The following is a 13,540-nucleotide window of genomic DNA, read 5'->3' as shown; positions in this document are numbered from 1 at the left end:
CTCTCCCCCCTGCAGTTTAGGGGGGAGAGGCCGGGAGAGGGGGGCGCCGGCGGGCGCCAGTTCGATCTCTCTCGTCGAGCCCCGTCCCAACCCTCCGGGGTTGGTGCTACGATACTGAACGATGAGCGCAACGGAGATGACGATGGATACGGCGGACGAGGCGGCGCTGCGGGAGCTGCACGCGTCGCTCTCGGCGCGGCGCAGGCCGGAGGACGTGGCGGAGACCATCCGCGAGCTGCTGGGGGATGCGCTCGCGCCCGCGGAGGCGCGCGTGCTGGAGCGGGCCGCGGGCGGGTCGCTCAAGCGGCGGATCTTCGGCTTCACCTCCATGGCGCAGGAGTTCGCCCGGCCGGTGGGGGCGGACCGTCAGGTGTCCCGCGCGTGCGAGCTCTTTCGCTCCGCCTATCCGCTGAACCACGACCTGTGCGCCAACCCCGGCGCGGTGGAGGCGTTCATCCGCGCGGTGGGGAAGGAGATCGGCAAGGTGTTTGGCCGCAGCGACTTTCGCGACCACCGGCTGTCGCACCTGGAACGGCTCGAGCGGGGGATGGAGCTGTCGCGCCGCGGCTACAACAAGCGGTTTCGCCTGCTGGCGCGCATGGAGGCCAAGCTGCAGCGCCTGGTGCGCGAGATCCGCAAGCGCGAGCTGCAGATGATGGGCAGGTCGGGGCTGGCCTCGCGGCTGTCGTGGGACGAGTTCGCCGCGGACCGCGACGCGGCGGCGTTCGCGGCGTACTACACGGCGCGGCGCAACCTGCGCTCGGAGTTCACCATCGACGGACAGCAGCGCGCGTACGACGAGGTGGCCGCCATGCTGTTTGCCCGCTGCGAGCGCGGCGCCGACGCCGGCTGGTGGACCGTGGCCCACGTGTATCCGCGGGTGGAGGTCTTCGGCCGCCTCTCCGAGCGGCAGAAGGGCGCGCTGCTGGGGCGCTGGTACGCGGTGCTGCGGGAAGTGGCGCAGGTGCTGGAAGAGACGTGGACCCGCTCCGGCATCGACCGGAGCACGATGGTGGTGCGGCGCGGCAACGACTCCACCACCTGGAACAACACGGCGGGGGCGTGGAACACCGCGCGTGACAACTGGATCGGGCTGCTGTACGCGCTGGGGATGGAGGAGCTGCTGGACCGCTTTCTTCCCGGCAAGGCCATGCGGCTCATCGCCGGCGACGTGGCGGCGTGGCACCGCGACGCCGGCACCGAGCCGGACCGCAACCTGTTCGTGTGGAATGAGCTCCCACTGCCGTGGCGGGTGCTCTCGGGCGACGAGGAATGCACCCTGCCCATGGTGGTGGATGCGTGCCGCCGCCACGGGCTGGACGCGGAGAAGTCAGGGTGGATGGCGCCGCGGGCGCACGGACAGGTTGCGCCGTTTCGCCCCACGCCCGAGCTTGTGCACGGCGTGACCGTGGCCAACCCGTTCCTGGCCGACATGCTGCGGCGGCTGGGCTGGTTTTCGGGAAAGCCGCGGGTGCAGGCGAACGCTCCGGGATAGCACTGCGGTAGAGCGCCCGGCACGTCCCGGGTGCCGGAGCAGGTCCATGGAAGACGGGGAGTCCGGCGTAGCTCAGCGTGGTAGAGCGGCCGGCTCTTAACCGGTTGGACGCTGGTTCGACCCCAGCCGCCGGCTCCCCGGCTTCCATGGACGCAAACGAAGAAGCCCCGGTCCGCGTCTGCGGGCCGGGGCTTCTTTTCGATCCACATCGAGGCGCGGCGTGTACCCAATCCTCGGGAAACACCTGTCATTCTGAGGGAGCGCCCACCCCGCGCTTTCGGGAAAATCGTTGAGCCGGTTGGCGCGACCGAAGAATCTCCCTCCCCTCGCGCGGAACCCCTTCCCGGGCATCGCCCGGGGACCCCGCGTGGCGGAAAGATCCTGCCGCCCAGAGAGAGATTCTTCGGTCGGCGCCACGCTTCCGCGCGTACGGAGAGCACTGCGCGGCGCCTCCCTCAGAATGACAGTTTGGGCGGACCTGGTGTTACCAGATCTTCACGCGCTGCTCGGGCGGCAGGTACATCCGGTCGCCGGGGCGCACGTTGAACGCCTCGTAGAAGGCGGGCAGGTTGGCCAGCACGCCGTTGGTGCGGAACATCCCCGGCGAGTGCGAGTCGGTCAGCACCATCTGCCGCAGCGCCTGGTCGCGGTACATGGTGCGCCACACCTGCGCATAGCCCAGGAAGAAGCGCTGGTCGCCCGTAAAGCCGGCGATCACCGGGGCCGGACGGCCCTCCAGCGACTTGCGGTACGCGCGGTGGGCAATGGCCACGCCCGACACGTCGCCGATGTTCTCGCCCAGCGTAAGCCGGCCGTTCACGCGCACCCCCGGCAGCGGCTCGAAGGCGCCGTACTGGTTCACCAGCATGGTGGCCCGCTGCTCGAAGGCGGCGGCGTCCTCGGCCGTCCACCAGTCGCGCAGGTTGCCCTGGCCGTCGCTCTTGCGGCCCTGGTCGTCGAAGCCGTGGCTGATCTCGTGCCCGATCACCGCGCCGATGGCCCCGTAGTTCACCGCGTCGTCGGCCTGCAGGTTGAAGAACGGGGGCTGCAGGATGGCCGCGGGGAACACGATCTCGTTGTTCACCGGGTTGTAGTACGCGTTCACCGTCTGCGGGGTCATCCCCCACTCGGTGCGGTCCACCGGCTTGCCCAGCCGGCCGATCATGTCGGCGTACTCGTAGGCCACGCTGCGGCGCACGTTGCCCAGCAGGTCGTCGGGGCGAATCTCCAGCGACGAGTAGTCACGCCACGTGTCGGGATAGGCGATCTTGACGCTGAAGCTGGCCAGCTTGTCCTGCGCCTGGGCCTTGGTGGCCGGGCTCATCCACTCCAGCTCGTCGATGGCGTCGCGGTACGCCGCCATCAGGTTGTCGACCAGCTCCTCCATGCGGGCCTTGCTCTCGGGCGAGAAGTGGCGCTGCACGTACAGCCTGCCCACCGCCTCGCCCAGCGAGCCCTCCACCACGCCCACGCCCAGCTGCCACCGCGGGCGCTCCTGCTCCTGCCCGCTCAGCGTGCGGCTGCGAAAGGCGAAGCGCGCCTCGCGAAAGTCGCGGCTCAGGAACTGCGCCGCGCCGTCCAGCATCCGCGTGGCCAGGTACGTCTTTACGTCCTCGACCGGCGTGGCGGCCAGCAGCGCGTCGATGGCGTTGAAGTAGTCCGGCTGGCGCACGATCACGCTGTCCACCCCGGGCAGTCCCGCGGCGGAAAAGTAGGGGGCCCACCGGAAGCCCGGCGTGCGGGCCTGCAGGTCCGCCATCGCCGTGGGGTTGTAGGTGGCGTTGCGGTCGCGGTTGCGGGTGCGGTCCCACTGCACGCGCGCAACCGCGGTCTCGAACGCCAGCACCCGCCGCGCCGCATTCGCCGCGTCCGGAGTGCCCGCCAGGCGCAGCAGCGTCTCCAGGTAGGTAGCGTACGCCTGGCGCACGGCGGTGTTGCGCTCGTTGTCGACCAGGTAGTAGTCGCGGTCGGGCATGCCCAGCCCCGACTGGCTTACCGTGATGGCGTAGCGCGACGAGTTGCCCTGGTCCTGCCCCACGCCAAAGGCGAACGGCGTGCCCACGCCCATGCGCCGCATGTCGGCGAACAGCTGCGGGTATTGCTCGCGCCCGGTCACGGCCGCGATGCGCCGCAGGTCGCCCTGCACGGGCGCGGCGCCCAGCTGGTCGATGCGGGCCGTGTCCATGAAGCTGCGGTACAGGTCGCCCACCTTCTGCCCCTCGGTGCCGGCGGCGTTGGGGGCCGCCGACACGGAGTCGATGATGGCGCGCAGCGCGGCCTGCGCGTTGTCGCGCAGCACCAGGAAGGTGCCGATGCTGGTGCGGTCGGCCGGGATCTGCGCGTTGCGGATCCAGCCGCCGTTCACGAAGGCGAAGAAGTCGTCCTGCGGGCGTACGCCGCGGTCGAAGCCGGCGGTGTCCACCCCCAGCGCCAGCGACGGCGAGGGCGCGGCGGCGCCGTCCATGGACGAAGACGTGCCGGGCGCGCAGGCGCCCAGGGCCGAAACGGCGAACAGTCCCGCCGCGGCAAGCGAGACGCGTTTGATTGTGGCCATGCTCCGGGTAGTTTGAGATTGAGGAACGGCGTTGCCCGGCTAAAGACAGCCAGTTCAGCGAAAACGCTGGAATCCCGTGTCCGATTCGTGTAACTGTAATTTACATATATAGTTAGGCGCGGGGAAGGGGTCGCGGGGCTTTGCGTGTCTCAGGCCGGATTCCCGGCCCGGCCGTGCATTCCCCCACAGGCCGTCTCGTCCTCATGCCGGATCCTGGAAAAGAAATGGTCGTACAGAGGAACAGAGTCAGACAGAGCAAGCGAGCCGAGGTATCATCCTGGCTCCCCGGTCTGACTTTGTGAAGGTGTCGTTTTCCCGGAACCGGTTGTCAGGATGATGGGATGCAGATCCGGCGAGGGATCGGGGTGCGGGGGAACAGAGGAAAAACAGAGGAGCAGAGGCCCCCGCCGGGGTTGCCTCTGCTCCTCCGTATCCCCATGCCGTTCCATCCGCTGACGCTCCGGACGGACCGCGTCCCATGCCTAGTGCATGGAAGGCACGGCGGGACGGGGCTGTGCGTCGAAGAAGCCGCGGACGGGGCTGCCCTGGCGCAGCTGCCGCAGCTGCCGGTACGCCAGCGCGATCATCACCCCGTACAGCGCCGTCTTGGTAAGGTGGATGTGGTACGGCTGCGGCGCCCACTGCCCCCCGATGTCGATGCGCGACAGAAAGGCGAACCAGAGCACGCTGAGCGCCAGCGTAAAGGCGTTCACGCCCAGCGCGGACCACAGCCCCCGGTCCATCCCCCCGCTGCTGATGCCCACCAGCAGAACCGCCATCAGCGCCAGCAGCTCCATCAGGTCCCACACGGCCACGGCCAGGTAGTGCGTAAGGCCGGAAAAGGCGTGCTCGTTCGCCCCCACCAGCCCGCCCACCACCATCCCGCCCAGCACCACCACCATCGCCCGCCCCAGCGGCGGCGGCGCGGCGCCGCGCTGCACGCGCAGCAGGATCACGCACAGCACGATGCAGTACGCGGTCAGCAGAAAGGTGCGGCTGTGGTTCAGGATGGGGTGCCACACCAGCACGGCGTTCCACGCGGCGGACCCTTCGCCCCCGCGCCAGCCCACCATGGAAAACATGTCGTGCAGCGCCGAGCTGAGCCCGTGCACCCCGAACGTGGCCGCGGTGAGCGTCCAGCCGTAGCGGAACGTGCGCTGGCGTGCGGGCAGCCCCAGGGCCACCCGGTGCGCGAAGAACGCAAACACCAGGAGGCCCATGGAGCTCAGCAGCTGCGGAACCAGGGTTCTCACGGGACGTGCCCCGCCTTGCGCGCGCTCAGGTCTCGCAGTGCGGGGGGCAGGTCTTGGCGTTGTTCTCGACCGTGAACACGTCGCCGAACTCGGTCAGCTCGCCCGGGCTGCGCCCCTCGTCGTACAGCTCCACCGACAGGCGGTGAATGCTGTGCTCCGGGTCGTCGATGGTGATGGTGATGTCGCGCTTGCTGCCGTTCTTCCCCTTGAGCCTGATGACGTGCTTCTTGGGGTGCCCCTTGTCCTTGCAGTCCACCACGTCGTCGTCGGGCTGGCGGTACAGCTCCTTGCGGGCGCCGCCCTTCTTTTCCACGACGCAGGCGCTGGCGAACGCGGGGTGAAACGTGACGTCGTAGTCGGCGTCACGGGTAACGGTCTTGTGGTCTTCCATGGTTTCCTCTGTTTTTGATTTCATCGGGATTGCGACAGGCGGGAGCCCAGGAGGGAACTGCACTGCGCTACAAAGTGCATCGTCGGGCGCGATCCGGCAAGTGCAACTGCTGCTTGCTGCTACACGCGGCCCGTGGGGCCGGGCGCCTGGCGCCGCAGGTCGTGCAGCCGCTCGAAAAGCGCGGGCACGCGGCGCCCGCCGCCGGCCAGGTGCAGCCGCCGCGCGGCCAGGACCGACATCAGGATCCCCACCGCCAGCTGCAGCCAGAACAGGGCGCTGAAATAGGGCTTCACGTGCGCCACGCCCCAGAAGGCGATCACCGCCAGCAGGCTCACGCTCAGGGTTTCCTTGATCGCGTACGCCGCCAGCGCCAGCCACAGCAGCTGGTCCATGGCGTCGTTCTGCACGGCGGCCAGCAGGGCGGCCATCATCATCACCGCCGTGACCGCGTTCAACACGGCCAGCCGGGTGAAGAAATCGTGGGGCGAGGCAATGGGGAACGGGCGGATGGCCAGCGTGCCCGCCACGGCCGCCACCAGCAGCACCGCGGGAGCGGCCGCGGCAATGCGGGGCGCGGTGCGGCGCGAAACCACCATCAGCGCCAGCAGCAGCAGGCCGGACGCAATGCTGGCCACGCAGCGCCCCAGGTTGGCCAGCAGTCCCCAATCGCTCACGAGGGGGTACAGCCACGACTTCTCGCCGGCGGCCACGGAGGCGGCCGACACCAGGGCGTGCAGCGTGGCGTACACGCCCACCGTGAGAAAGCTGGCGGCCGTCACCTTCCACGCCAGCGCCGCGCGGTCCCGCCGCACCGTGCCAAAGCGGCGCCACACCTTCAGGGCCTGAACCCCGAACAACAGGATGAGCGCCGACGAGGCGATCTGCTGCAGGACGGCGGTCATCGCCCGCGCCCTACTGCTCGGGGCAGAACGGCGGGCACAGCACCGGCCCGTCCTCAATGACCAGGCGCACCTCGTTGCCGTTTCCGTCGCGCGCCTTGAGCACGATCTCGATGCGGTCCACCTGCTGGCCGGGGTCGTTCACCTGCAGCATTACGTCGGCCCCGTTCCCCCGCACCTCCACCGTGCTGCTGGGCCACGGCTTCACCTGCCCGGGCGGCAGCACGAAGGGCGGCTTCTGCTCGTACACCCGCGTTTCCACCCCGCCGTCCACCAGCGTCAGCCGGCGGACGAAGCCGGGATAGAAGCAGATCTCGTAGCCCCCGGCGCTTACGCACTCGCGCGGGTTGGAGGGGGGCAGGTCGAGAAACTTCGGGATGCCGATGTCGTCCATCAAACGCCTCCGGGCCAAATGAACAAAGCGACCGCAACCGAACAAAAGGTGCTCCTCCGCGGCTCGAAACGCAAGTATTTTGTTCGAGGGGTTCGCGCCCATTGCGTAATTTCGTGCAGAAAGGCGCCGGCGGGCGCGGTGATTGCGCGCGGAGCCGGGCGTCCCGTCCACGCACCTGTACGCCCGACCTGGCGAATGATGAATCGACCCGACCGCGTTTTTCTGGGCGCGCTGCTGCTGGCCGGCGCGCTGTCCGCGTGCTCGCCGGCGGCCCCGGCGGCCGGCCCCGCGCCGGGGGACGGCGTGCGGCGCGTGCGCATCGTGCACACCAACGACTTTCACGGGCGGCTGCTGCCGCAGCAGGTGGGCGGGCGCGCCGCCGGGGGCTCGGCGGTGCTGGCGGCGCACTTCGACAGCGCGGCGGCGCGGTTCGGCGGGCCTACGCTCGTCCTCTCCGCCGGCGACGACATGCAGGGTACGGCCATCAGCAACCTGAGCTGGGGGCGCGCCACCATCGCCGCCCACAACGCCAGCGGGTACGACGCGGCGGCGGTGGGCAACCACGAGTTCGACTGGGGGCAGGACACGCTGGCGGCCCGCGTGCGCGAGAGCCGCTTTCCCTGGCTGGCCGCCAACGTCTTCGTGGCCGGGACGCGCCGGCAGCCGGCGTGGCTGCGGCCCTGGGTGATGATCGAGCGCGGCGGTGTGCGCACGGCCGTCATCGGCATCGCCCTGCGCACCACGCCCGAGGTGGTGCTGGCGGGGCGCACGGCGGGGCTGGAGTTCGGGCCCGAGGCGCCGGCCGTGGACCAGGCGGCGCGCGAGGCGCGTGCGGCGGGGGCCGACTTCGTCGTCGTCACCGCGCACGTGGGCGCCAGCTGCGAGGAGTCGGGCACCGCGCCCGCCGAGCCCTCGGCCGGGTGCCGGGGCGAGATCCTGGAGATGGCGGACGCGCTCACCGAGCCGGTGGACCTGGTCGTGGGCGGCCACACGCACCGGCGCGTGCTCACGCACGAGGATTCCATCCCCATCGTGGAGGCCGGGTCGTACTCCACCGCCTACAGCGTCACCGACCTGGAGCGGCGCGGCGGGCGCACCGTCGTCACCACGCGCGAGGTGCGCACGCCCTTCGCCGACGAGGTGTCGCCCGACACGCAGGTGGCCCGCGTCGTCGCCGAGTGGGAGCGCAGCGTGCGCCCCATCACCGAGCGCGTGGTGGCCACGCTGGCGCAGCCCATGGAGCGCGAAGGGGACGAGTACGCGCTGGGCAACCTGCTGGCCGACGCCATCCGCGTGCAGACCGGCGCGCAGGCGTCGCTGGTGAACAACGGCTCCATCCGCCGCCCCCTTCCCGCCGGCCCGGTAAGCTGGGGCATTCTGTACGAGCTGCAGCCGTTCGCCAACGCGCTGGTGACGGTGCGGGTGACGGGCGCGCAGCTGCGCGAGGCGCTGGAGGTGGCGCTCGCCTCCGGCACTCCGAACGCCCACGTCTCCGGGCTGGTGGTGCGCTACGACTCCGCCGCCCCCGAGGGCCGCAGGGTGCGCGAGGTCCGGCTGGACGGCGGCGCGGTGGTGGATGACGACGACGTGGTGACCGTGGGGCTCAGCGAGTTCGTGGCCACCGGCGGCGACCGCTTCACCTCGTTCACGCAGGGGCGGATGACGCGCACGGAGCTGGTCGATCTCGACGTGGTGATCGCCTACCTGCAGGGCCTTCCCCAGCCCGTCCGCGCGCCCGACGCGGGGCGGTGGCGGGCCGTCCGCTGAGCGCGGAAAACTGCCACGCAGAGCAGCAGAGGGGCAGAGACAGGACCGGCTCTCCGCGTCTCTGCGTGACACTCATCCTCAGATCATCCTGTCTTCTCCGTGTCCTCGGGGTGACGCCGAATCCGGGAAAACAACACCTTCATTCGTACAGAGGAACAGAGTCAGACAGAGGAACCAAGCCGATACTTCAGCTCGCTTTCTCTGTCTGACTCTGTTCCTCTGTACGATTATTCTTTTTCAGGACCTGGTCTGAGCCTGAGGATGAGACGGGCTATGGGAAATGCACAATCAGGCCGGGAATCCGGGATCACGCTGTCGATGAGAAGATGATGAGCCGCCGCACCTCCCCGCCGCGCGCGGGTAACAGCGGACGTCCTCCGAACTCCCGACGCCTGGATACGGACGCTGCATGACCGTTCGATCGATCGCCCTCTTCTGCCTCGTGCTCGCGGGATGCGACGCGGCGCGCGACACCGGCGCCCAGGCGGACGCGCGTGCGCCCGCTTCCGCCGCGCCCGCCCGCACGGCCGCCGCGCCGCGCGCCGACCCGGCGGACACGGTGCTGCTGGCGCAGGCGCTGGACCGCGCGGCGGAGCTGCCGCGGCTGCGGGGCATCCTGGTCTCGCGGGGAGGGGAGGTGGTGCTGGAGCGCTGGTTCCGCGGCGCGGGGCTGGACCGGGCCACCAACGTAAAGTCCGCGTCCAAGAGCGTGCTTGCCGTGCTGGTGGGGATCGCCATTTCCGAGGGGCACATCCGCGGCGTCGACCAGCCCATCTCCGACTTCTTTCCCGGCTACTTCGCGCGGGCGGACGTGGATCCGCGCAAGCGCCGGATCACCGTGGGCAACCTGCTGTCCATGCAGTCGGGGCTTGAATCCACCAGCTTCAGCGAGTACGGCGCGTGGGTCAGCAGCGGCAACTGGGTGCGCGCGGCGCTGGACCAGCCCGTGGTGGCGGAGCCCGGCGGGCCCATGCTGTACAGCACCGGCAGCACGCACCTGCTTTCCGCCATCCTGACCCGCGCCACGGGGAGGAGCACCTGGCAGTACGCCAACGAGAAGCTGGGCGAGCCGCTGGGCTTCCGCATTCGCCCGTGGCAGCGCGATCCGCAGGGCATCTACTTTGGCGGCAACGACATGTACCTTACGCCCCGGCAAATGCTGCGGTTTGGGCAGATGTACCTGGACGGCGGCGTGTACGGCGGCCGGCAGGTCGTTCCGCGCGCGTGGGTGCAGGAAAGCGTGCGCCCCCGCACCTCGTCGCCGTACAACGGGCACGGCTACGGGCTGGGATGGTGGAGCCGGGATTCCGGCGGGCGGCGGGTGTTCTTTGCCTGGGGGTACGGCGGGCAGTACGTGTTCGTGGTGCCGGAGCTGCAGCTGGTGGCCGTCTTCATCTCCGAGTCCGAGGGGCCGCGCGAGCCCGGCCACCTGCCCGCCATCCACCGCATCCTGGACCAGAACCTGGTCCCCGGCGCCGCCGCCCGCACCGGGGCCCCCGAGCCGGCGGCGTCCTGAGAGGGTGTTCAAGAATCCGACGCTGCGCATCCAGGCAGATCTACCAGCGCTGTCATTCCGAGGCCCGGCCACGCCGTAGCCTGCCTTCACACCAGGGGTTGCAGGGCCGAGGAATCCCCTGTCGGATTGCTGGAGGGCAGACGCGGCAGCCCGTGCTTACCTTGCGGCTACGACACGGGCGGACAGGGCCAGTGCCGGAGCGGTGCGACGGGGCACCAGCAGCAGACAGTAGATTTCTCAGTCGGCGCGCCAGGAGTTCGCGCGAGCCGATGGTGCGGTGTGGCGCCTCCTTCGAAATGACATACGGGCGCGAGCGCAGGGGTTCTTGAACACACTCTGAAGAGGGCATCGGCGACAGGCCCTGGCGCGCGCGGCGGGCGCCCCCTCCGGGCTCGCATGACTCGCCCACCTCCCCCAAAACTGCTGGGGGAGGTTGATGAGGGGCAGGGATCGAGGCGTCCGAACGGGCTCACGCTGCGCCAGCCTGCACCCCCTCCGGCAATTGCGCGGGGAGGGTGACGCGCCCGACAGGCTGCCGCGTCGGGCCTCGCGCGGGCCGACGGGAGATTCCTCGGCCCTGCGGATCCGCATCGCATTCGTCCGGGGCGGCGTGGCCGGGCCTCGGAATGACAGACCGTGCGGACATCCGGCGGGGTCTGGAGCGCCGCTGGAGTCATGGCAGCGCCTCTTTGCGTTGGCGGGGATTTGACGCGGAGCCCCGCGCGCGGGTAGACTGACCGGCTCCCGCGCGCCCGCGCGGCTCTCGCACATCCACCCGGAACGTTCAGATGGACTCGCTGCAGGTTCTTGCGCCGGCCGCGGCGCTGGTGGCGGGCTTTGCGCACGCGCTGGAGCCGGACCACATGGCCGCCGTCACCACCTTCGTGTCGCGCCGCCCGCGGCCGCTGGAGGCGGCGGGCTTCGGGCTGCGCTGGGGCGCCGGGCACTCGGCGGCCATCATCGTGGTGGGCTGCGTGCTCATCGCGCTGAACGTGCAGCTGCCGGACGGGGTGGCGCGAGGGCTGGAGTTCGGCGTGGGCGCCATGCTGCTGGGGCTGGGCGTGTGGCTGCTGTGGGGCGTGCTGCACGAGCGCGCCCACCGCCTGGCCGGCGGCGCGCAGGCGCACGCGCACGGCCACACGCACGGACGCGGCTCGCTGTGGGTGGGGCTGGCGCACGGCCTGTCGGGAACGGCGCCGCTGGTGGCCGCGCTCTCCGCCTCGCTTTCCGGGTCGCCGCTGCGGGCGGCGGGGTACCTGCTGCTGTTTGGCGTGGGCACGACGCTCGCGATGGCGCTGTACGCGGTGGCGGCGGGGCTGGTGTTTCACCAGGCGGGGCACCGCGTGCCGGCGCTGGCGGGCACCCTGCGCGCGCTGACCGCGGTGGGCAGCGCCGCCATCGGCGTGCTGTGGATGGTGAACGCGGCCGGCGGCGCCTGATCGGTTCGAGCAAGATTCCGCACCCACACAACCAGCGAGGAACGATGTCAGAGGGCATGGCGCAGGGGCAGGACCCGCAGCAGCCCGCGGTCACCATCCGGGCCAAGAACAACGGCCCGTTCCTGGTGGAAGGCCCCTTCCGGCTGATCGACGCCGACGGCAACGAGTACGAGCTCGAGGCGGGAAAGAAGTACAACCTGTGCCGCTGCGGCGGATCGACCAAGAAGCCGTTCTGCGACGGCGCGCACAGCAGGATTGGCTTCGAGGCCGCCGAGCGCGCCGTCCGCGCCGCCGACGCGCAGGCGGAGGGCGGCGCCCCGGCGTAGTCCCGTCGACCCTTATCAAGAATGATTCTTGACAGGGGGAAGCGGCGCCCGTAGCATGCGTGCCATGCGCCGGGCGCGCCCGGCCCCACGATCATCGCCCGGTCCGCTGGCTCAGCGTTCCGGGCGTCGTGTTTCCACGGCGGGCGGCACGATCACGGCGCCGCGCGCCGTCCTCAACATGGAAGATGGAGATCCCAGGATGTCGACAGAAAGCCTGCCGATCGAGCAGCGCGGATACGCCCGGCCCGAGGCGCTGGTGAGCACGCAGTGGGTGGCGGACCACCTGGACGACCCCGCCGTCCGCATCGTCGAAAGCGACGAGGACGTGCTGCTGTACGACGTGGGCCACGTTCCCGGGGCCGTGAAGATCGACTGGCACACCGACCTGCAGGACCCGCTGATGCGCGACTACCTGGACGCCGAGGCGTTCGCCCGGCTGATGCGCGAAAAGGGGATCGGGCCGGACACGACGGTGGTGTTCTACGGCGACAAGAACAACTGGTGGGCCACGTACGCGCTGTGGGTGTTCCGCCTGTTTGGCCACGAGCGGGTGCGGGTGATGGACGGCGGCCGCAAGAAGTGGGACGACGAGGGCCGGCCCATGACGGGCGACTACCCCTCGTATCCGCCCGCGGACTACCCGGTGCCCACCCGCGACGACGAGAAGATCCGCGCCTTTCGCGAGGACGTGGTTGAGCACGTAAAGCAGAAGGGGCAGATGATCGACGTGCGCTCGCCCGAGGAGTACCGCGGAGAGAAGCTGCACATGCCCGACTACCCGCAGGAGGGGGCCATGCGCGGCGGGCACATTCCCGGCGCGGCCAACGTGCCCTGGGCGCGCGCCGTGAACCCCGACACCGGCGAGTTCAAGCCCGCCGGCGAGCTGCGCGAGCTGTACGAGCAGGGTGCGGGGCTGAACCCCGAGCGCGACACGGTGGCGTACTGCCGCATCGGCGAGCGGTCGTCGCACACCTGGTTCGCGCTGTCGTACCTGCTGGGCTACCCCAACGTGCGCAACTACGACGGCTCGTGGACGGAGTGGGGCAACGCCGTGCGCCTGCCCATCGAAAAGCCGTAGCCGATACCCGCATTGGATGGAGGATACGAAGCGCGCCGGCCCGTGGGTCGGCGCGCTTCGTCATGTGTGGTGCGGCAGCGGATCCTGGAAAAGAATGGCCTCACACGGAGTCAACGGAGTCAACGGAGTTCTCTCGTGCCCTTTCCTCTGCTCTCGTGGTGCGAGCGGTGATCGGTGGTGAGCGGAGGCATGGCGCGCCGGTCGGCGAGGCACGAGCCGGCGTGGGCTGTCGGGAACGGGAGAGGGATGGACGTGCGGCAGGGGGCCATCCGCGTTTTTTGGGGAGGGATGGGGATCGCTCGATGATCTCCGAAGTGCAGCGGGACAAGTGGTCCGCACCACCTGATGCGCGATCTCGAAAACCATCCGTCCGCTCCACGGCGGAGGTGAGCGCCGCGCGATCGACACGCGCTGGCCGCGGGTGTGCA

11 protein-coding genes and 1 tRNA gene are annotated in these 13,540 nt (G+C 70.2%); 7 read left to right on the top strand and 5 right to left on the bottom strand.

Translation table 11 applies throughout. The features are described 5' to 3' along the window. Positions 1 to 121 precede the first annotated feature (121 nt). Positions 122 to 1,495, top strand: coding sequence for a hypothetical protein (locus tag VGC13_RS11110; protein ID WP_331125324.1), 1,374 nt, complete (start codon positions 122 to 124; stop codon positions 1,493 to 1,495). Positions 1,496 to 1,557: 62 nt separating this feature from the next. Further along, a tRNA-Lys gene (locus VGC13_RS11105) sits at positions 1,558 to 1,630 on the top strand. Positions 1,631 to 1,979: 349 nt separating this feature from the next. Here VGC13_RS11105 and VGC13_RS11100 read toward each other — a convergent pair. The 5 genes from VGC13_RS11100 to VGC13_RS11080 all read right to left on the bottom strand — a co-directional run bounded on the left by VGC13_RS11100 (position 1,980) and on the right by VGC13_RS11080 (position 6,986). Then, positions 1,980 to 4,049 carry a M13 family metallopeptidase gene (locus VGC13_RS11100; protein ID WP_331125323.1) on the bottom strand — a complete coding sequence of 690 codons (2,070 nt, stop codon included), beginning with the start codon at positions 4,047 to 4,049 and terminating at the stop codon, positions 1,980 to 1,982. 482 nt (positions 4,050 to 4,531) lie between these two features. Further along, positions 4,532 to 5,302 carry a hypothetical protein gene (locus VGC13_RS11095; protein WP_331125322.1) on the bottom strand — a complete coding sequence of 257 codons (771 nt, stop codon included), beginning with the start codon at positions 5,300 to 5,302 and terminating at the stop codon, positions 4,532 to 4,534. A 25-nt stretch (positions 5,303 to 5,327) separates the two neighbouring features. Continuing rightward, positions 5,328 to 5,693, bottom strand: coding sequence for a hypothetical protein (locus VGC13_RS11090; RefSeq protein WP_331125321.1), 366 nt, complete (start codon positions 5,691 to 5,693; stop codon positions 5,328 to 5,330). A gap of 119 nt (positions 5,694 to 5,812) precedes the next feature. Beyond that, on the bottom strand, positions 5,813 to 6,595 hold the full coding sequence (locus VGC13_RS11085) for a hypothetical protein (RefSeq protein WP_331125320.1): 783 nt from the start codon (positions 6,593 to 6,595) through the stop codon (positions 5,813 to 5,815). A 10-nt stretch (positions 6,596 to 6,605) separates the two neighbouring features. Further along, positions 6,606 to 6,986, bottom strand: a complete 381-nt coding sequence (locus tag VGC13_RS11080) for a hypothetical protein (protein ID WP_331125319.1) — start codon at positions 6,984 to 6,986, stop codon at positions 6,606 to 6,608. 198 nt (positions 6,987 to 7,184) lie between these two features. On the opposite strand from VGC13_RS11080, the gene VGC13_RS11075 reads away from it, so the two are divergent. The 5 genes from VGC13_RS11075 (at position 7,185) to VGC13_RS11055 (ending at position 13,112) form a co-directional block, all read left to right on the top strand. Continuing rightward, a complete protein-coding gene (locus VGC13_RS11075; RefSeq protein ID WP_331125318.1) occupies positions 7,185 to 8,753 on the top strand; it encodes a bifunctional UDP-sugar hydrolase/5'-nucleotidase in 1,569 nt (522 codons plus the stop codon). Positions 8,754 to 9,162: 409 nt separating this feature from the next. Next, the gene (locus tag VGC13_RS11070; protein ID WP_331125317.1) at positions 9,163 to 10,269 is read left to right on the top strand and encodes a serine hydrolase; all 1,107 of its coding nucleotides are present in this window, start codon (positions 9,163 to 9,165) and stop codon (positions 10,267 to 10,269) included. A 788-nt stretch (positions 10,270 to 11,057) separates the two neighbouring features. Beyond that, complete coding sequence (locus VGC13_RS11065) at positions 11,058 to 11,708, top strand: sulfite exporter TauE/SafE family protein (protein ID WP_331125316.1); 651 nt, start codon at positions 11,058 to 11,060, stop codon at positions 11,706 to 11,708. A gap of 44 nt (positions 11,709 to 11,752) precedes the next feature. After that, complete coding sequence (locus VGC13_RS11060) at positions 11,753 to 12,034, top strand: CDGSH iron-sulfur domain-containing protein (protein WP_331125315.1); 282 nt, start codon at positions 11,753 to 11,755, stop codon at positions 12,032 to 12,034. 199 nt (positions 12,035 to 12,233) lie between these two features. Further along, complete coding sequence (locus tag VGC13_RS11055; protein WP_331125314.1) at positions 12,234 to 13,112, top strand: sulfurtransferase; 879 nt, start codon at positions 12,234 to 12,236, stop codon at positions 13,110 to 13,112. The last annotated feature ends 428 nt before the right edge of the window (positions 13,113 to 13,540 follow it).

The sequence above is a fragment of the Longimicrobium sp. genome, from assembly GCF_036399255.1.
Classification (GTDB): domain Bacteria; phylum Gemmatimonadota; class Gemmatimonadetes; order Longimicrobiales; family Longimicrobiaceae; genus Longimicrobium.
This window is presented reverse-complemented; position numbering and strand designations above follow the sequence as displayed.